This is a genomic window from Enterobacter mori (genome assembly GCF_025244905.1).
In the GTDB taxonomy this organism is placed as follows: Bacteria; Pseudomonadota; Gammaproteobacteria; order Enterobacterales; family Enterobacteriaceae; genus Enterobacter; species Enterobacter mori_A.
Genome location: NZ_CP104285.1, coordinates 826,760 through 845,190, shown reverse-complemented (window position 1 = coordinate 845,190; position 18,431 = coordinate 826,760). Strand labels below are relative to the sequence as shown.

Genomic DNA, 18,431 nt, shown 5'->3' with positions numbered 1-18,431 from the left:
TTAAATCGTCCCGAATACCAGTAAAAGCAAGCAAGCAAACACTGGAACAGCCGCCGTCAGGCTGTCAATACGATCCAGTATCCCGCCATGGCCTGGAATCAAGTGACCGCTATCTTTAATCCCTGCTTCACGCTTGAACATACTTTCGGTGAGATCACCCAGCACCGAGGCCAGCGCAGCGAAAATTGAGCACACCAGCAATGTTGACGGTGCAACCTCCAGATTCGCCCAGAGGCCATAACCCCATGAGATGATCGCCGCCGTAAACAGGCCACCAATGAATCCTTGCCAGGTTTTACCCGGGGAAACCTTCGGCGCCAGTTTATGTTTGCCGAACAGTTTACCAAACATATAGGCTCCAGAGTCAGCCCCCCAGACGAGAATCATCACATAAAGCAGCCAGATGGCACCGCTGTAGTGGTTTTCGTCATAGTGCCAGGCGCGCAGCGCGACCATACCCCAGAAAAATGGAACAATTGTGAGCAGACCAAAAATAAGGCGCAACACTTTAGAATTTCGCCACAGCGCCGCAGAGCCTGGATAAAAAAACACCAACACAAGCGCAGCAAGCCACCATGCCAGCGATATCCATAAGGAGCCGACAACCAGCGGTTGGTGAATATCGTGATGATATTCAGGCAACGTGAACATCATCAGGGCCAGAATAAAGCCACAAAGCACCGCCAGCCATACCCGCTGTGCGCGCGAGGTAAAGCCGCTAAACTGTCCCCATTCCCAGGCGGCAAGCATGCACACCACCAGCGTAACGATCGCGAATCCCACTGGGGGCAGTAAAAACAGCGCCGCAATGACAATGGGTATTAATACAAAAGCGGAAATCAGGCGATACTTCAGCAAAAGCTACCCCCATCAGGCTTTGTCGCCGCCAGGCTCGGTGCCGCCGAAACGACGCTCTCGATTGGCAAAGGCATGCAGCGCACCTTCAAAGTCTTGTTCATCAAAATCGGGCCAAAGAACATCAGTAAAGTAAAGTTCGGCGTAGGCGATTTGCCAAAGCAAAAAGTTACTTATACGGTGTTCCCCCCCTGTCCTTATTACCAAATCCACAGGCGCCAGTTCATTCATGCAGATTTGCCGACTGAGCGCCTCTTCATCAATTTGGTCGGGTCTCAATAGCCCTTCCTGAACCTGCTCGGCAAGATGCCGAACGCCCTGAATAATATCCCAGCGTCCGCCGTAATTCGCCGCGATATTGAGCGTCAGGCCGGTATTGTTTTCCGTCAGCGCTTCTGCTTTGCGAATCCGTTCCTGCAAACGTGAGTTAAAACGACTGGTTTCGCCAATAATACGCAGGCGGACGTTGTGGCGGTGCAGGCTTTTTACTTCGCTATCGAGCGCCCACACAAACAGTTCCATCAACGCAGTCACTTCCTGCGGTGGTCGATTCCAGTTCTCACTGCTAAAAGCATAGAGCGTTAACGCATCAATGCCGTTATTGGCGGCAAAAGAAACGGCGCGGCGAACGGACTTCGCCCCCGCTTTATGCCCAAAGGCTCGTATCTTCCCTTGTCTTTTCGCCCAGCGGCCGTTGCCATCCATGATGATTGCTACATGACGACAGCCATGCGCTGGCAAGTTTTCGCTCATTGGTTGATTCGCAGACAACATAACGCGTTTTTAGTCCCTGAAAAGGATTTAGCGGTACACAGGAATACTGAAGCCTATACATAAAAAAGCCGTGTCAAACCACGGCTTACCTGACCACATAAAGTCAAATACCTGCGATCAGGTGGCGCAGACTATATCACTGAAGCACAACGCTAACAAATAGCACGACGACTAGTGGCTGCTTTATCACCAGCTTGCGGGACGTGTCACCTGTTTACGTGCAACAATGCGAGCCTCTGCATCGACCGCCAGCACCTCTTCCACGCTTTGTGGTTCGCACAAATCCATCAATTCAAGCACTGAAAGATTCATTGCTGCGATATCGGTAAAGCGGATCTGCTGATTCAGAAATGCCTCAACGGTCACTTCATTCGCTGCATTCAGTGCCGTCGTCGCCGCCTGCCCCTGGTCAAAGGCCGTCATCGCGAGCTTCAGGCACGGGTAACGGTCGTAATCAGGCTCGCTAAAGGTCAGTGAACTCAGCTTGCAGAAATCGAGCGGTTTTGCCCCGGATGTCACGCGGTTTGGCCACGCCATCGCGTGAGCGATAGGCGTGCGCATATCCGGTTCGCCCAACTGAGCAAGCACGCTGCCATCCTGATAGCGCACCATAGAGTGAATCACCGATTGCGGGTGGATCAGCACTTCCATCTGTTTCGCTGACGCATTAAACAGCCAGCGCGCTTCAATGTATTCCAGACCTTTATTCATCATGGTGGCTGAATCGACGGAGATCTTACGACCCATCGACCAGTTCGGATGACGGCACGCCTGATCCGGCGTCATTGCGCTCAGTTCAGACAGTGGCGTTTCACGGAACGGGCCACCAGACCCGGTGAGCAGAATCGACACAACGCCATTCTGCTCCAGGTCAGCGTACCCCAGGTTCTGTTGAAAAGGTTGCGGCAAACTCTGAAAAATGGCGTTGTGTTCGCTATCAACCGGTAAAAGACGCGCCCCGCTCTGTTTGACCGCCTCCATAAACAGGCGTCCGCAGGTCACCAGCGACTCTTTATTCGCCAGCAGGACATCTTTACCGGCATCAATAGCGGCAAGCGTCGGCAGAAGCCCAGCCGCCCCAACGATCGCGGCCATCACCTGATCGACCTCATCCAGCGCAGCCATCTCGCATGCCGCCCGCTGACCACTGAGCACCTCAGTACGACTGCCCTTTTCCTGCAGCAGCGCTTTCACCTGGCGAGCACTCTCCTCGTCATCCATCACCGCAAAGCGGGGCGTAAACTCCAGACACTGCTCCACCATGCGCTGCACATTTTTACCAGCCACAAGGGCGGTCACGGTGTAGCTTTCAGGATTATGGCGAACCACGTCAAGAGTGCTGCAACCGATAGAGCCGGTTGAGCCAAGGAGTGTTAAATGCTTCATGAGATGCCCGGAAAAAAGTTAGACCAGATAAAAGCAAAACGCCGCCAGTAAGACACAACGTCCCCTGAACGGCGTTTATCAGTGTACGACAGAAATCAGAACTGCATCAGTTCCGCTTCTTTATCTGCCAGCGCCGCATCAATTTTCTTGATAGCCGCGTCAGTCATCTTCTGCACGTCATCCTGGGAACGACGGTCATCATCTTCACTGATCTCTTTTTCTTTCAGCAGCGCTTTTACTTTATCGTTCGCGTCGCGACGTACGTTACGTACGGAAACACGACCTTGCTCAGCTTCACCGCGCACCACTTTGATCAGGTCTTTACGACGTTCTTCGGTCAGCGCAGGCAGCGGAACGCGAATGTCAGCACCCGCAGAGCTTGGGTTCAAACCGAGGTCAGACGCCATGATCGCTTTCTCAATAGCCGGGCTCATTGAACGATCGAATACGTTGATTTTCAGCGTACGGGTATCTTCTACGGTAACGCTTGCCAGCTGACGCAGTGGAGTGGGCGTACCGTAGTATTCTACGATGATGCCATCCAGCAGGCTTGGAGAAGCACGGCCAGTACGGATTTTGCTGATTTGGTTTTTGAACGCTTCTACGCATTTATCCATGCGTACTTCAGCATCTTTTCTGATGTCGTTAATCACGTTACGGATCCTTGAAAACTTGTCTCAGGCAGACTAACCGCCAGCACAGCGCTACAGGTGTGCTAAGTATAGTCGCGTTTAATTCATGACAACGCCAAAGGCGCGTCCGGGTAAGATACCACTACAAAGTAAAGCGGAATCTTACCTGTATTTATCGCCGACGGAAATTATTCCGTGATCAAAGTGCCTTCTTTTTCGCCCATTACAACACGGCGCAGTGCGCCCGGCTTGTTCATGTTGAAGACACGGATCGGCAGTTTGTGGTCACGAGCCAGCGTGAAGGCGGCAAGATCCATGACTTTCAGCTCTTTATCCAGCACTTCGCTGTAGCTCAGCTGATCGTACATAGTCGCAGACGGATCTTTTGCCGGATCGGCAGTAAACACGCCATCCACTTTGGTCGCTTTCAGCACCACATCGGCTTCGATTTCGATACCGCGCAGGCAGGCAGCGGAATCGGTGGTAAAGAACGGGTTACCCGTACCGGCGGAGAGGATCACCACGCGGTTGTTACGCAGCAGGCTGATGGCTTCTGCCCAGCTGTAGTTATCGCACACGCCGTTCAGGGGAATAGCGGACATCAGGCGGGCGTTCACATAGGCGCGATGGAGCGCATCACGCATTGCCAGGCCATTCATCACCGTTGCCAGCATACCCATGTGGTCGCCAACAACGCGGTTCATCCCCGCTTTCGCCAGACCAGCACCACGGAAAAGGTTGCCACCGCCAATAACCACGCCAACCTGAATACCCAGTTCGACCAGTTCTTTGATTTCCTGTGCCATGCGGTCAAGGATGCTTGCGTCAATACCGAAGCCTTCCGTTCCCTGCAGCGCTTCGCCACTCAGCTTAAGCAGAATGCGTTTGTACACGGGTTTTGCATTGGTAGCCATGTTTCTTTCCTGAGACTGTCAACGATTAAGATGGGGGTTAATTCTGGCGACATGTTATGCCGCAAACCAGCGCAGGGATACAGTAACCTGTCTGATTTTGTATGACGGGTGACAAAAAGAAGCCGCCCTCAGGCGGCTCCTTTTCAATCATTAAGACTGCTTGGACATTGCAGCAACTTCTGCTGCGAAGTCAGTCTCAACTTTCTCGATGCCTTCGCCCACTTCGAAGCGGATGAAGCCAGTTACGTCAGCGTTGTGCTCTTTCAGCAGCTGAGCAACAGACTTGCTTGGATCCATAACGAAAGGCTGGCCAGTCAGAGAAACTTCGCCGGTGAATTTCTTCATGCGGCCTTCAACCATTTTCTCTGCGATTTCTTTAGGCTTACCAGACTGCATCGCGATGTCCAGCTGAACCTGGTACTCTTTCTCTACCACTTCAGCAGACACGTCTTCTGGCTTAACGAATTCTGGCTTGCTAGCAGCGATGTGCATTGCCAGCTGTTTAACCAGCTCTTCGTCAGCGCCTTTAGCCGCAACCAGAACACCGATACGTGCGCCGTGCTGGTAAGAGCCCAGTACTTCGCCTTCCAGGGAAGATACGCGACGGATGTTGATGTTCTCACCGATTTTAGCAACCAGCGCAACACGTTCTTCTTCGAACTGTGCTTTCAGAACTTCAACGTCAGTGATTTTGCCCGCTACAGCTGCGTCCAGTACTTTGTTCGCAAATGCCTGGAAACCGCCATCTTTAGCAACGAAGTCAGTCTGGCAGTTAACTTCCAGAATGATGCCGTAGGTGCCGTCGATTTTAGTGATGATCACGCCGTCAGCAGCAACGTTGCCTGCTTTCTTAGCTGCTTTGATCGCACCGGATTTACGCATGTTTTCGATTGCCAGCTCAATGTCGCCGTTCGCTTCAGTCAGCGCTTTTTTGCAATCCATCATGCCTGCGCCAGTACGCTCGCGCAGCTCTTTTACCAGGGATGCGGTAATTTCAGCCATTCTTAAATCCTCGGGAGATGTGAACTGCCCGGCCATAAGCCAAACAGTATAAATTGAAAAAAGGGGCCGATAATTGGCCCCTATTCATACACGGTACTAATAAGGGGTAAAACCTTATTATTCAGCTTCTACGAAGCTTTCTTCCGCCTGAGAAGCCAGATCCTGGGAACGGCCTTCACGAACGGTAGCAGCTACAGCGCTCAGGTACAGGCTAACAGCACGGATTGCGTCGTCGTTACCCGGGATAACGAAGTCAACACCGTCCGGATCGGAGTTGGTATCAACGATAGCGAATACCGGGATACCCAGGTTGTTAGCTTCTTTGATTGCGATGTGCTCGTGGTCTGCATCGATTACGAACAGCGCGTCTGGCAGGCCGCCCATATCTTTGATACCGCCCAGGCTGTTTTCCAGCTTGTCCAGTTCACGAGTACGCATCAGCGCTTCTTTCTTAGTCAGCTTATCGAAAGTACCGTCCTGAGACTGGGTTTCCAGATCTTTCAGGCGTTTGATGGACTGACGAACAGTTTTCCAGTTGGTCAGCATGCCGCCCAACCAGCGATGGTTCACGAAGAACTGGTCGCAGCTGTTAGCAGCATCTTTCACAGCTTCGCTTGCAGCGCGTTTAGTACCAACGAACAGAATCTTACCTTTACGGGAAGAGATCTTGTTCAGCTCAGCCAGGGCTTCGTTGAACATTGGTACAGTTTTCTCAAGGTTGATGATGTGAACTTTGTTACGTGCGCCGAAGATGAAAGGCTTCATTTTCGGGTTCCAGTAACGGGTCTGGTGACCAAAGTGAACACCAGCCTTGAGCATGTCGCGCATGGAAACAGTTGCCATGTTTAAAACCTCTATAGTAAAAGTTGGGGTTATGCCTCCACGTATCCCATATTACCGACCCCTAAGGGCACCCCGGAATATGTGCCGATACGTGTGTGTTGTTACACAAAGTGAGATTTGTCGCTTCCGTCCAGCCTGTGTATCTGAAATGGATCGGAAGTCCGGCGCGCTTTATACCATAAAACACGGCCAGAAACCAATAATTGTTGGCGGTGTGTGCTGTTAATGATTCTCAATTTGGCAGTGGGTGCGCCAGACTGTTACCATTGACGGTACTTGAACTAGTATTGTCGAAAAAATCGACACCGATGGACAGATTACATGGCTATCTCTATTAAGACTCCTGAAGAAATTGAAAAGATGCGCGTCGCCGGTCGTCTGGCCGCTGAAGTGCTGGAAATGATCGCGCCGTTCGTGAAGCCGGGCGTCAGTACCGGCGAGCTGGACCGCATTTGTAATGACTACATCGTCAACGAGCAGCACGCGGTCTCCGCCTGCCTCGGCTACCACGGCTTTCCGAAGTCCGTGTGCATCTCTATAAATGAAGTGGTTTGTCACGGTATTCCGGACGACGCAAAACTGCTGAAAGATGGCGACATCGTTAACATCGACGTGACCGTCATTAAAGACGAATACCACGGCGATACCTCTAAGATGTTCATCGTAGGCAAACCGACCATTCTCGGCGAGCGCCTGTGTAAAGTGACGCAAGAGAGCCTCTACCTGGCACTGAAGATGGTGAAACCAGGCATCCGTCTGCGCACTATCGGTGCGGCTATCCAGAAGTTCGTGGAAGCGGAAGGTTTCTCCGTGGTGCGCGAATACTGCGGGCACGGCATTGGTCGCGTCTTCCACGAAGAGCCGCAGGTTCTACACTACGATGCGGATGACGGCGGCGTGGTGCTGCAGAAAGGCATGACCTTCACTATTGAGCCTATGGTCAACTCTGGCGATTACCGCATCCGCACCATGAAAGATGGCTGGACGGTGAAAACCAAAGACAGAAGCTTGTCTGCACAGTACGAGCATACTATTGTGGTAACAGACAACGGCTGCGAAATTATGACGTTGCGCAAGGATGACACCATCCCGGCGATATTAACGAACATTGAGTAAGAAGAAGCCGGCAAATGCCGGCTTTTTTAATGGCGATAGCTTTTTCTTATGGGTGGCGCACGATGAGTAATCTTTTACCCGAACAGTATGCTAACACAGCTCTTCCCACCCTCCCCGACCAGCCCGACAACCCTGGCGTCTGGCCTCCGCACGAGCTGAAGTGTGCCGATATCAAAGCACATATGGACGTCTTTCAGCGCTGGCTGGGAAGCGCCTTTGACGCAGGTATTTCAGCCGAACAGCTCATTGAAGCGCGCACCGAATTTATCGACCAACTGCTGCAACGCCTGTGGATCGATTACGGCTTCGGGCAGATTAGCGACGTGGCGCTGGTTGCCGTAGGGGGCTATGGTCGCGGTGAACTGCATCCGCTTTCCGATATCGACCTGCTGATCTTAAGCCGCAAAAAGCTGCCGGACGAACAGGCGCAAAAAATTGGCGAATTGTTGACCCTGCTCTGGGACGTGAAGCTGGAAGTGGGCCACAGCGTGCGCACCCTGGAAGAGTGTCTGCTGGAAGGGTTATCTGACCTGACCGTCGCCACCAACCTGATTGAAACCCGCCTGCTGATTGGTGACGTCGCGCTGTTTCTGGAGCTGCAAAAACACATCTTCAGCGACGGCTTCTGGCCATCAGAAAAGTTCTTCGCCGCGAAGGTCGAAGAGCAAAACCAGCGCCACCAGCGCTACCACGGCACCAGCTATAATCTTGAACCCGATATTAAAAGCAGCCCCGGCGGCCTGCGCGACATCCACACCCTGCAGTGGGTCGCCCGTCGCCACTTTGGCGCGACGTCAATGGATGAGATGGTCGGCTTCGGCTTCTTAACCGAGGCCGAGCGTAACGAGCTCAACGAGTGCCTGCACCTGCTGTGGCGCATCCGGTTTGCCCTGCATCTGGAAGTCACCCGCTACGATAACCGCCTGCTGTTTGACCGCCAGCTCAGCGTGGCTCAGCGCCTGAATTATCAGGGCGAAGGCAACGAGCCGGTTGAGCACATGATGAAGGATTTCTTCCGCGTCACCCGCCGGGTGACCGAGCTGAACCAGATGCTGTTACAGCTGTTCGACGAGGCCATTCTGGCCCTGACGGCAGACGAGAAACCGCGCCCGATTGATGATGAGTTCCAGCTGCGCGGGACGCTTATCGATCTGCGCGACGAAACGCTGTTCATCCGCGAGCCGGAAGCGATCCTGCGGATGTTCTATACCATGGTGCGCAACAGCACGATCACCGGGATCTACTCCACCACCCTGCGTCATCTGCGCCATGCGCGCCGCCACCTGACGCAGCCTTTGTGCTATATCCCGGAAGCGCGCGCCCTGTTCCTGAGCATGCTCCGCCACCCGGGCGCCGTCAGCCGCGGCCTGCTGCCAATGCACCGCCACAGCGTACTGTGGGCGTATATGCCCCAGTGGTCGCACATTGTCGGTCAGATGCAGTTCGATCTTTTCCACGCTTACACGGTGGATGAACACACGATCCGCGTCATGCTCAAGCTGGAAAGCTTTGCGAAAGAAGAGACGCGATCCCGGCATCCGCTGTGCGTTGAACTGTGGCCACGCCTCTCCCATCCTGAACTGATCCTGATCGCCGCCCTGTTTCACGATATCGCCAAAGGTCGCGGCGGCGACCACTCGGTGCTGGGGGCGCAGGACGTGCTGAAATTTGCAGAGCTGCACGGGCTGAACTCACGCGAAACGCAGCTGGTGGCCTGGCTGGTCCGTCATCACCTGCTGATGTCGGTCACCGCACAGCGTCGTGACATTCAGGATCCTGAAGTCATTAAGCAATTCGCCGAAGAGGTGCAAACGGAAAACCGCCTGCGCTATCTGGTCTGCCTGACGGTGGCGGATATCTGCGCCACCAACGAAACCCTGTGGAACAGCTGGAAGCAGAGCCTGCTGCGCGAGCTGTACTTCGCTACCGAAAAACAGCTGCGTCGTGGTATGCAAAACACCCCGGACATGCGCGAGCGCGTGCGCCACCATCAGCTGCAGGCGCTGGCGCTGCTGCGGATGGATAATATTGATGAAGAGGCGCTGCATCAGATCTGGGCGCGCTGTCGCGCTAACTACTTTGTACGCCACAGCCCAAACCAGCTCGCCTGGCACGCGCGGCATCTGCTGAAGCACGATTTGTCGAAGCCGATGATCCTGCTCAGCCCACAGGCCACGCGCGGGGGCACGGAGATCTTCATCTGGAGCCCGGACCGACCCTATCTGTTTGCCGCCGTCTGCGCCGAACTGGACAGGCGTAATCTGAGCGTTCACGACGCGCAAATTTTCACCACCCGCGACGGCATGGCAATGGACACCTTTATTGTACTGGAGCCGGACGGCAGCCCGCTGTCGTCGGACAGGCATGAAGGGATTCGTTTTGGTCTGGAGCAGGCCATTACCCAGCGCAGCTGGCAGCCGCCGCAGCCGCGTCGCCAGCCTGCAAAATTGCGTCATTTTACCGTCGATACCGAGGTCAATTTCCTGCCGACCCACACCGACCGTAAATCGTTTCTTGAGCTGATCGCGCTCGACCAGCCAGGGCTGCTTGCCCGCGTAGGCCAGGTTTTTGCCGATCTGGGAATTTCGCTTCACGGAGCCCGAATTACAACGATTGGCGAGCGAGTAGAAGATTTATTTATAATCGCGACAGCGGACCGGCGTGCCCTTAATAATGACCTGCAGCTTGAAGTGCAACAACGGTTGACAGCAGCCCTCAATCCAAACGATAAAGGGTGACGTGTTTTTTAGTGAAATGGAAAGAGTAAACAATGCAGCAGTTACAGAACGTTATTGAGTCCGCTTTTGAGCGTCGCGCCGAGATCACTCCGGCAAATGTGGATACCGTGACCCGTGAAGCGGTAAACCAGGTTATTTCCCTGCTGGATTCCGGCGCATTACGCGTGGCAGAAAAAATCGACGGTCAGTGGGTCACTCATCAATGGCTGAAGAAAGCCGTGCTGCTCTCTTTCCGTATCAACGATAACCAGGTTATCGACGGAGCAGAAAGCCGCTACTTCGATAAAGTGCCAATGAAATTCGCTGACTACGACGAAGCGCGCTTCCAGAAAGAAGGCTTCCGCGTGGTACCACCTGCGGCAGTGCGTCAGGGCGCGTTCATCGCGCGCAATACCGTGCTGATGCCATCTTACGTAAACATCGGTGCTTACGTTGACGAAGGCTCTATGGTGGATACCTGGGCGACAGTCGGTTCCTGCGCGCAGATCGGTAAAAACGTTCACCTGTCCGGTGGCGTCGGCATCGGTGGCGTACTGGAGCCACTGCAGGCTAACCCAACCATCATCGAAGATAACTGCTTCATCGGTGCACGTTCCGAAGTGGTTGAAGGCGTGATCGTGGAAGAAGGCTCCGTGATCTCCATGGGCGTTTACATCGGCCAGAGCACCCGTATTTATGACCGCGAGACCGGTGAAGTTCACTACGGTCGCGTTCCAGCGGGTTCTGTGGTGGTTTCCGGCAACCTGCCGTCTAAAGACGGTAAATACAGCCTGTACTGCGCGGTTATCGTGAAGAAAGTGGATGCGAAAACCCGCGGTAAAGTGGGCATCAACGAGTTGCTGCGCACCATCGATTAATCGGGTATAACAAAAAGCGGGGGCAACCCCGCTTTTTTTGTATCTGAGGGTGGCGAAAATAGATTTTTTCGTTAATTATTCAAAGGTTATGTTGAGATCAAGGGTACCGCTATGTACGATAATCTGAAAAGTCTGGGCATTACCAATCCTGATGAAATTGATCGTTACAGCCTCCGTCAGGAAGCCAATAACGATATTCTTAAAATCTATTTTCACAAGGACAAAGGTGAGTTTTTCGCCAAAAGCGTGAAGTTTAAATATCCACGCCAGCGCAAAACCGTGGTGGCTGACGGCATCGGTCAGGGTTACAAAGAAGTACAGGAAATCAGCCCGAACCTGCGCTATGTGATCGATGAACTCGATCAGATCTGCCAGCGCGACCGCACCGAAGTCGATCTCAAGCGTAAGATCCTTGACGATCTGCGTCACCTTGAAAGCGTTGTAACGAATAAGATCAGCGAGATTGAAGCAGATCTTGAGAAGCTTACTCGTAATAAGTAATTAACGGTGCGGCCTGATGCCCTCACCCCGCCCTCTCCCACAGGGAGAGGGAGAAAACCAGCATGTAGGCCGGGTAAGGCGAAGCCGCCACCCGGCAAAACCACATCATCTCTGTTCGTCCAGCTGCAGCGCCACATACAGCAGTAGCCTGTCGTCAAAATTTCCCAGATCCAGCCCCGTCAGCTCCGAAATGCGGTTGAGCCGATACTCCAGGGTATTGCGGTGAATAAACAGCGCCTTCGAGGTCGCCAGCGGCTGCACGTTGTGACGGAACCAGGCCTGCAATGTGCGGCGCAGCAAGCCGTTGTTGTCCATGGCTTTCAGGCGCGCTAATGGTCGCGCCAGCTCATTGGCCTGCCACCCACCGCGCAGGCTGTCGAGCAGCACCGGAAGCATCAAATCCTGATAGAAATAACTGCGGCTTTCCGGCATACGCTGTTTACCCACCATCATGGTGGTGCGTGCGGTCCGCCAGGAACGGGCGATACTGCCCGGCCCGGTAAAGTAATTGCCCAGCGCAACGCGAAAGCGCAGCTGGCCGTTCTCCTGCATGCGTGCAATCAGCAGCTCCACACGGCGTCGATGGTCTTCTGCATCCCAGCGGCCAAACTGATTGAGTGCGGGTTTAAGCACCACCATTTCAGTCAGAGACACAATCGCCACCAGGTTATTGCGTTCCGGCGTCGCCAGCGCGTTTTGCAGCTGCTGCAGCTCTGCCATGGCACTGTCCACGCCAAGCTGGCCGCTATCAACCTCAATCACCGCCACCACGCGCGGCTGGTTCAGATCGATCCCCAACCGCTGCGCCCATTCGCTGAGTGCAGGCGTATGCTCATCCGCCTGTATAAGGTTCATGACCAGCTCTTCGCGCAGGCGGCTGTCCTGGGCGAGAAGGTGCATCAGGCGCGACTGCTCCAGCATCATCTCCGCCGTCATACAGACCAGCTCGCCGTATTTACGCAGCGACTCCGGCTCGCCGGTCAGACCGATAACGCCGACAATTTCCCCTTCAAGGCGCAGCGGTAAATTGATGCCCTGACGTACGCCGTGCAGATGTTTTGCTACCGCATCGTCGATATCTACCACGCGGCCCTGGGAGAGCACCAGCAGTGCACCTTCGTGCAATTCCCCAATACGCTCGCGATCGCCGCTACCGATAATGCGCCCACGGGCATCCATTACGTTGATATTGGTATCAATGATGCGCATAGTGCGCGCCACGATATCCTGCGCCATTTTGGTATCAAGATGCCAGCCAGCCATGTAACCCTCCTTTGAGCAGAGCTCAAGCATAGGGAAGTTCAGCGACGGCCGCATTGTGCGAATGCACAAAGAGAGAGGGAGAAGTATGGAGTTGTGGTAAGCGTCACAGAAACGAGAAAGCCCCTGCGAACAGGGGCTTAAGTGGATTACTGCATCAGCAGATAAAGAGAGGTATCACCACGCTGGATATTCAGCGCCAGCACGGAAGGCTTGCTGTCGAGAATTTTGCGCAGTTCAGCGATGTTTTTCACCGGCTGCTGGTTAGCGCCCATGATCACATCACCTTTTTTCAGGCCGATACGGGCTGCCGGTGAATTCGCTTTCACGTTGTTCACCACCACGCCTTTGTCTGCGCCTTTATTGCTCATCTCGGCACCTTCAATCCCGCTGAAGATGGTGCTGGAATCTACCTGATTCTGGCTGCTCTGCTGCAGCTCCAGGCTCACGTTAACCGGCTTACCGTCACGCAGCAGACCGAGGGTCACTTTGCTGCCAATCGGCATGGAACCCACTTCGGCGCGCAGGGCGGCAAAGCTGCTGATCGGTTTACCGTTCAGGGAGGTGATCACATCCCCCGCTTTAATGCCCGCTTTCGCCGCGGAGGAATTCGGCATCACCTGGCTGACGAATGCCCCGCGCTGGGCGTCAACCTTCATCGCTTTCGCCAGCTCGGAGTTCAGCTCAGTCCCGAGAATGCCCAGTTCGCCGCGTTTCACCTGACCATACTGCACCATCTGCGCGGTCAGGTTTTTCACCATGTTGCTTGGGATAGCAAAGCCGATACCAATGTTGCCGCCGTCCGGTGCCAGAATGGCGGTGTTGATACCGATCAGTTCACCGTTCAGATTCACCAGCGCACCGCCGGAGTTACCGCGGTTGATCGCCGCATCCGTCTGGATGAAGTTTTCGTAGTTTTCCGCGTTCAGGCCGCTACGACCCAGCGCAGAGACGATCCCCGAAGTCACGGTTTCGCCCAGACCAAACGGGTTACCGATTGCCACGGTGTAGTCACCCACGCGCAGCGCGTCGGAATCGGCAAGCTTAATCGCCGTCAGGTTTTTCGGATCCTGGATCTGGATCAGCGCGATGTCGGAGCGCGGATCTTTACCCACCACTTTGGCATCGAATTTACGGCCGTCGCTCAGTTGAACTTTAATGGTGCTGGCGTTATCCACAACGTGGTTGTTCGTCACCACGTAGCCTTTTGCGGCGTCAATGATGACACCCGAGCCAAGCGCCATGAATTTCTGCTGCTGGCCGCCGCCCTGACTGTCATCTCCTGCACCACCGCCCTGACAGAACGGGGAACTCTGGAATGGCGAACCGTCCTGGCAGAACGGCGAGTTGTCGCCGAAGAACTGCTGGAAGTTACGCGGCATACGCGGCGTATTGACGGTCGTGCTGCCCTCAACGTTAATACTCACCACCGATGGCATCACTTTTTCGAGCATCGGTGCCAGGCTTGGCATCTGCTGCGCGGTTGCTGCTGACGACGCGGTCTCGGCTGCGGTAGCAGTCAGAGGAGACAGCGCTAAACCTAAACTCAGAGCCAGTGCACTCATTGCTAATGTGGTTTTTTTCATGTTTCTCAATCTCGATTTACCTGATAACGCAAAATTGCTGTGTAACTCAGATTCGTTTTATACCGCTTAGTTCCGGGATTAAGTTTATGGAAAAAGTAAAAATTTATTGGTCGTCTTTACAAAACTCAGCGCTTATTCCACGGCCATGAGCTTGCGGTATTCATCCCAGGCATACAGATCTGTCATGCCGCTGATATAGTCCTGGATAAGGCGACAGCGATAATAATATTCCATTACCGGCCATTCAGGAGAGTGGCGCTCCAGCTTACCCATCGCTTCGACATACGCCAGACGATGACGCGTAGAAAGTTTCTGGTAAAGCCGGGATTCGATAGGTATTCGCCGCACGCGCTCGTGTTCCACCAGCTCGCTGAATTCATCGACCGATAAGTGAAGCAAAGGAGAATAAATTTCCAGTAACCCACTGATCACCCGGTATCCCTGCAGCTCTAACTGCTCCACGTCCGGATGGCTGAACACATGGCGCATCGCCACATGTTTATAAAGCTCAAGGAGTTGACTGAAACTGCTGTCATCTTCCAGCAGTGCGTGATTGAATTCCCCGCTGAAAATCAGCGGCAAATTATCAATAAAGCGCGACGCCGCGTAAGGCACCAGCTTATTTAATGTATTGACCCGCAAATACATAAAGAACTGATCTTCCGTACTGCGGCTGAGGGAATTCGAGCGCGATTTTTCCCAGGCATTTTCGACGACCTGAGAAAACAGCGACCCTTTTTCATGTTTACCCCAGGCATTATAAAGATGCTGATAAAGCTCCTCGACGCTGAATATTCTTTTCTCAACGGCGTCTTCAAGGTCGGCCACGCAATAGGAAATGTCATCGGCGGCTTCCATAATCCACGTCAATGGGAAACGCCCCTTTGGCGTTAATGAAAGTTCTTTACGCAGCCGTTCAATATAGGCCTCTTCGGAAAGATAGTAGCCCGGCTTTTTCATCAGGTAGCTATGCGTGGCAGGCGTTTCTCCCATCCACCAGGCCGGGCGCGTGTATTTGAGTATGCAGCCCACCTGCGCCCACGTCAGGTTCATGCGCATCAGGGAGTGCACCAGGCGGATCCCTTGCGCGTTACCTTCAAAATGGCAGAGATCCTGACGGACTTTGCGACGCAGATCGTTAAGGCCCTCTTCACCCTCACGCAGGCGTAAATCCCTTACCACGCAGCGATCGTCGCTCAGCGGCTGGCTTTTCGCGTCCAAAGGGAATAGACGCTGCTTAAACCAGTCGTTGATCGCCGCCTCGCCGAAATGCCCAAAGGGCGGGTTGCCGATGTCATGCATCAGGCAGGCCATCTCAACGATGCTTTCAAACGGCCCGGTCAGTTCATCCAGACCATAAGTTTCCAGTAGCCGTTGCTCTTTCAGGCGGCTCAAAATCTCTTTGGCAATGTAGCGCCCAACCTGCTGCACTTCCATGGAGTGGGTTAAGCGCGTACGCACCGCGGCGTTACGCTCCAGCGGGAACACCTGGGTCTTTTGCTGCAAGCGCCGGATAGCGGGCGAGTTGATGATCCTCCCGCGATCGCTCTCGAAGATGCGCAGGATCTCATGTTCGCTCTTTTCGCCCTGCGGCGAGCGGAAACGTCGGTGCCAGTTAATTTTGGTGCGAAAATCGATTGGTGCCATGTGCTCCCCCGCGTGAGAATGCGTTTCCCCTTAACCGCATGATAGACTATGCATCTTAACAAGGCACATCGCGAGTAAATCTATGAAAATCGGCATTATTGGTGCAATGGAAGAAGAAGTTACGCTGCTGCGTGACAAAATTGAGAACCGTCAGACCCTCTCTCTGGGTGGTTGTGAGATCTACACCGGTCAGCTGAACGGTGTTGACGTGGCTCTGCTGAAATCAGGCATCGGTAAAGTCGCTGCGGCGCTGGGTGCCACCCTGCTGCTTGAGCGCTGCAAGCCGGATGTAATCGTAAATACCGGCTCTGCGGGCGGCCTGGCGCCGACGCTGAAGGTGGGTGATATCGTTGTCTCCGACGAAGCGCGTTACCACGATGCTGACGTCACCGCGTTCGGTTACGAATACGGCCAGCTTCCGGGCTGCCCTGCGGGTTTTAAAGCTGACGACAAGCTGATCGCGGCGGCAGAGACCTGCATTGCGGAGCTTAACCTCAACGCGGTGCGTGGCCTGATTGTCAGCGGTGATGCGTTCATCAACGGCTCCGTGGGCCTGGCGAAAATCCGTCATAACTTCCCGCAGGCGGTTGCCGTTGAGATGGAAGCGACCGCGATTGCTCATGTTTGCCATAACTTTAGCGTACCGTTCGTGGTCGTTCGCGCGATCTCTGACGTGGCAGACCAGCAGTCCCACATTAGCTTTGACGAGTTCCTTGTTGTGGCGGCAAAACAGTCCACCGTGATGGTGGAACGTCTGGTGCAGAAACTGGCTCGTGGCTAAACATACCGTCAGGGCGCTGGCCGTCCTGCTTCTCCTCGCACCGGCATGGCTTTTCGCCATGCCGCGTGTGATTACCCTCTCCCCCGCGAATACCGAACTGGCCTTTGCTGCCGGGATCACCCCTGTGGGCGTGAGTAGCTTTTCAGATTATCCCCCCCAGGCCGCCAGCATTGAACAGGTCGCGACCTGGCAAGGAATGAATCTCGAGCGCATTGTGGCGCTTAAGCCTGACCTCGTGCTGGCCTGGCGCGGCGGCAATGCCGAGCGGCAGGTCAACCAACTGACCTCACTGGGTATTAAGGTCATGTGGGTGGATGCAGTCAGTATTGAGCAAATCGCCCAGACGCTGCGCGATCTGGCCCCTTTTAGCCCCACGCCCAAAAAAGCCGAGGACGCGGCGAAACAGATGCTCAGCGACTATGCGGCGCTGAAATCCCGGTACAATACCCCCGCCAAAAAACGCATCTTTCTGCAATTTGGTAGCCAGCCGTTGTTCACCACCGGAAAAGGTTCGATTCAGAATCAGGTGCTGGAAATCTGCGGCGGCGAAAATATCTTTGCAGCCAGCCGGGTACCCTGGCCTCAGGTCAGCCGTGAACAGGTGCTTGCACGCCAACCGCAGGCCATCGTCGTGGTCGGAAATGCGAGCGATATTCCTAAAGTTGAACAATTCTGGCATAGCCAGCTTAAAATTCCGGTGATCCCGCTCAACGGTGACTGGTTTGAACGCGCCAGCCCGCGTATTATCCTCGCCGCAAAACAACTCTGTGCCGCGCTGGCAGAGAGTCACTAACATAGATAAATACGTTTCGAGGATTTAACGATGCTCGTGTATTGGCTGGATATTCTTGGCACAGCCGTTTTTGCTATCTCCGGCGTTTTACTCGCCGGAAAACTGCGCATGGATCCGTTTGGCGTGCTGGTGCTGGGCGTTGTGACCGCCGTGGGCGGCGGAACAATCCGCGATATGGCGCTGGCGAATGGCCCCGTATTTTGGGTAAAAGATCCCACCGATCTGGTGGTAGCGATGGTCACCTGCATGTTGACCATTGTACTGGTACGTCAGCCACGCAGATTACCCAAATGGATATTGCCGGTGCTGGATGCCGTCGGCCTCGCCGTGTTTGTCGGTATTGGCGTTAATAAGGCGTTTAATGCGGGCACCGGTCCAATGGTGGCGATCTGCATGGGTGTATTAACCGGCGTGGGCGGCGGGATCATTCGCGACATTCTGGCGCGTGAAGTGCCGATGATCCTGCGTACTGAAATTTACGCGACGGCCTGTATTGTAGGTGGAATTGTTCACGCCACCGCGTATTACACTTTTGCGGTCCCGCTGGAAAATGCCGCAATGCTGGGGATGGTCGTGACGCTGGTTATACGTTTAGCGGCGATACGCTGGCACCTGAAACTGCCGACGTTTGCGCTGGATGACAGGTAAATGCAAAACGGTAACCGCCAGGTTACCGTTTTTAGTTTTTTCTCCCTCTCCCAGTGGAGAGGGCCGGGGTGCGGGCATCAGACCGCACCGCCAGAAAC

The 18,431-nt window shown here is 54.3% G+C and carries 17 protein-coding genes; 7 read left to right on the top strand and 10 right to left on the bottom strand.

Annotation, left to right across the window (positions count from 1 at the left end; all coding sequences use genetic code 11):
- The 7 genes from cdsA to rpsB form a co-directional block, all read right to left on the bottom strand.
- Positions 1-858 (bottom strand): phosphatidate cytidylyltransferase, encoded by an 858-nt coding sequence (gene cdsA, locus N2K86_RS03960; protein WP_260660550.1) that lies wholly within the window; start codon positions 856-858, stop codon positions 1-3.
- Between the two features lie 12 nt (positions 859-870).
- Complete coding sequence (gene ispU / locus N2K86_RS03955; protein WP_089599138.1) at positions 871-1,629, bottom strand: (2E,6E)-farnesyl-diphosphate-specific ditrans,polycis-undecaprenyl-diphosphate synthase; 759 nt, start codon at positions 1,627-1,629, stop codon at positions 871-873.
- Positions 1,630-1,815: 186 nt separating this feature from the next.
- Positions 1,816-3,015, bottom strand: coding sequence for a 1-deoxy-D-xylulose-5-phosphate reductoisomerase (gene ispC, locus N2K86_RS03950; RefSeq protein ID WP_260660549.1), 1,200 nt, complete (start codon positions 3,013-3,015; stop codon positions 1,816-1,818).
- A 95-nt stretch (positions 3,016-3,110) separates the two neighbouring features.
- Positions 3,111-3,668 carry a ribosome recycling factor gene (gene frr / locus N2K86_RS03945; protein WP_006173607.1) on the bottom strand — a complete coding sequence of 186 codons (558 nt, stop codon included), beginning with the start codon at positions 3,666-3,668 and terminating at the stop codon, positions 3,111-3,113.
- Positions 3,669-3,835: 167 nt separating this feature from the next.
- Positions 3,836-4,561: a UMP kinase gene (gene pyrH, locus N2K86_RS03940; RefSeq protein ID WP_006173609.1), complete on the bottom strand. Its 726-nt coding sequence runs from the start codon at positions 4,559-4,561 to the stop codon at positions 3,836-3,838.
- A gap of 150 nt (positions 4,562-4,711) precedes the next feature.
- Positions 4,712-5,563 carry a translation elongation factor Ts gene (gene tsf, locus N2K86_RS03935; protein WP_028015579.1) on the bottom strand — a complete coding sequence of 284 codons (852 nt, stop codon included), beginning with the start codon at positions 5,561-5,563 and terminating at the stop codon, positions 4,712-4,714.
- Between the two features lie 117 nt (positions 5,564-5,680).
- Positions 5,681-6,406, bottom strand: coding sequence for a 30S ribosomal protein S2 (gene rpsB, locus N2K86_RS03930; RefSeq protein ID WP_003856207.1), 726 nt, complete (start codon positions 6,404-6,406; stop codon positions 5,681-5,683).
- Positions 6,407-6,727: 321 nt separating this feature from the next.
- Here rpsB and map point away from each other — a divergent pair, with 321 nt between their 5' ends.
- The 4 genes from map to N2K86_RS03910 all read left to right on the top strand — a co-directional run bounded on the left by map (position 6,728) and on the right by N2K86_RS03910 (position 11,618).
- A complete protein-coding gene (map, locus tag N2K86_RS03925) occupies positions 6,728-7,522 on the top strand; it encodes a type I methionyl aminopeptidase (RefSeq protein ID WP_260660548.1) in 795 nt (264 codons plus the stop codon).
- A gap of 62 nt (positions 7,523-7,584) precedes the next feature.
- Positions 7,585-10,260, top strand: coding sequence for a bifunctional uridylyltransferase/uridylyl-removing protein GlnD (gene glnD / locus N2K86_RS03920; RefSeq protein ID WP_260660547.1), 2,676 nt, complete (start codon positions 7,585-7,587; stop codon positions 10,258-10,260).
- A gap of 32 nt (positions 10,261-10,292) precedes the next feature.
- Positions 10,293-11,117 carry a 2,3,4,5-tetrahydropyridine-2,6-dicarboxylate N-succinyltransferase gene (gene dapD / locus N2K86_RS03915; RefSeq protein ID WP_010426737.1) on the top strand — a complete coding sequence of 275 codons (825 nt, stop codon included), beginning with the start codon at positions 10,293-10,295 and terminating at the stop codon, positions 11,115-11,117.
- A 111-nt stretch (positions 11,118-11,228) separates the two neighbouring features.
- Positions 11,229-11,618: a DUF3461 family protein gene (locus tag N2K86_RS03910; protein WP_010426739.1), complete on the top strand. Its 390-nt coding sequence runs from the start codon at positions 11,229-11,231 to the stop codon at positions 11,616-11,618.
- Between the two features lie 105 nt (positions 11,619-11,723).
- Here the strand turns inward: N2K86_RS03910 and cdaR are convergent, their stop codons facing one another.
- From cdaR to dgt, 3 genes are all read right to left on the bottom strand, one after another.
- Entirely contained in the window at positions 11,724-12,881 is a 1,158-nt protein-coding gene (gene cdaR / locus N2K86_RS03905; RefSeq protein WP_260660546.1) for a DNA-binding transcriptional regulator CdaR, read from the bottom strand.
- A 146-nt stretch (positions 12,882-13,027) separates the two neighbouring features.
- Positions 13,028-14,464, bottom strand: a complete 1,437-nt coding sequence (gene degP / locus N2K86_RS03900; protein WP_010426743.1) for a serine endoprotease DegP — start codon at positions 14,462-14,464, stop codon at positions 13,028-13,030.
- A 132-nt stretch (positions 14,465-14,596) separates the two neighbouring features.
- Complete coding sequence (gene dgt / locus N2K86_RS03895; protein WP_260660545.1) at positions 14,597-16,111, bottom strand: dGTPase; 1,515 nt, start codon at positions 16,109-16,111, stop codon at positions 14,597-14,599.
- Between the two features lie 82 nt (positions 16,112-16,193).
- Between dgt and mtnN the strand changes: the two genes are divergently transcribed.
- From mtnN to N2K86_RS03880, 3 genes are read left to right on the top strand one after another with little or no spacing between them, the layout of a single operon-like run.
- Positions 16,194-16,892: a 5'-methylthioadenosine/S-adenosylhomocysteine nucleosidase gene (gene mtnN / locus N2K86_RS03890; RefSeq protein WP_260660544.1), complete on the top strand. Its 699-nt coding sequence runs from the start codon at positions 16,194-16,196 to the stop codon at positions 16,890-16,892.
- Complete coding sequence (gene btuF, locus N2K86_RS03885) at positions 16,885-17,685, top strand: vitamin B12 ABC transporter substrate-binding protein BtuF (RefSeq protein WP_260660543.1); 801 nt, start codon at positions 16,885-16,887, stop codon at positions 17,683-17,685. The genes mtnN and btuF overlap by 8 nt, the downstream gene beginning before the upstream one ends.
- Positions 17,686-17,715: 30 nt before the next feature.
- The gene (locus N2K86_RS03880) at positions 17,716-18,333 is read left to right on the top strand and encodes a TRIC cation channel family protein (RefSeq protein WP_089599142.1); all 618 of its coding nucleotides are present in this window, start codon (positions 17,716-17,718) and stop codon (positions 18,331-18,333) included.
- The last annotated feature ends 98 nt before the right edge of the window (positions 18,334-18,431 follow it).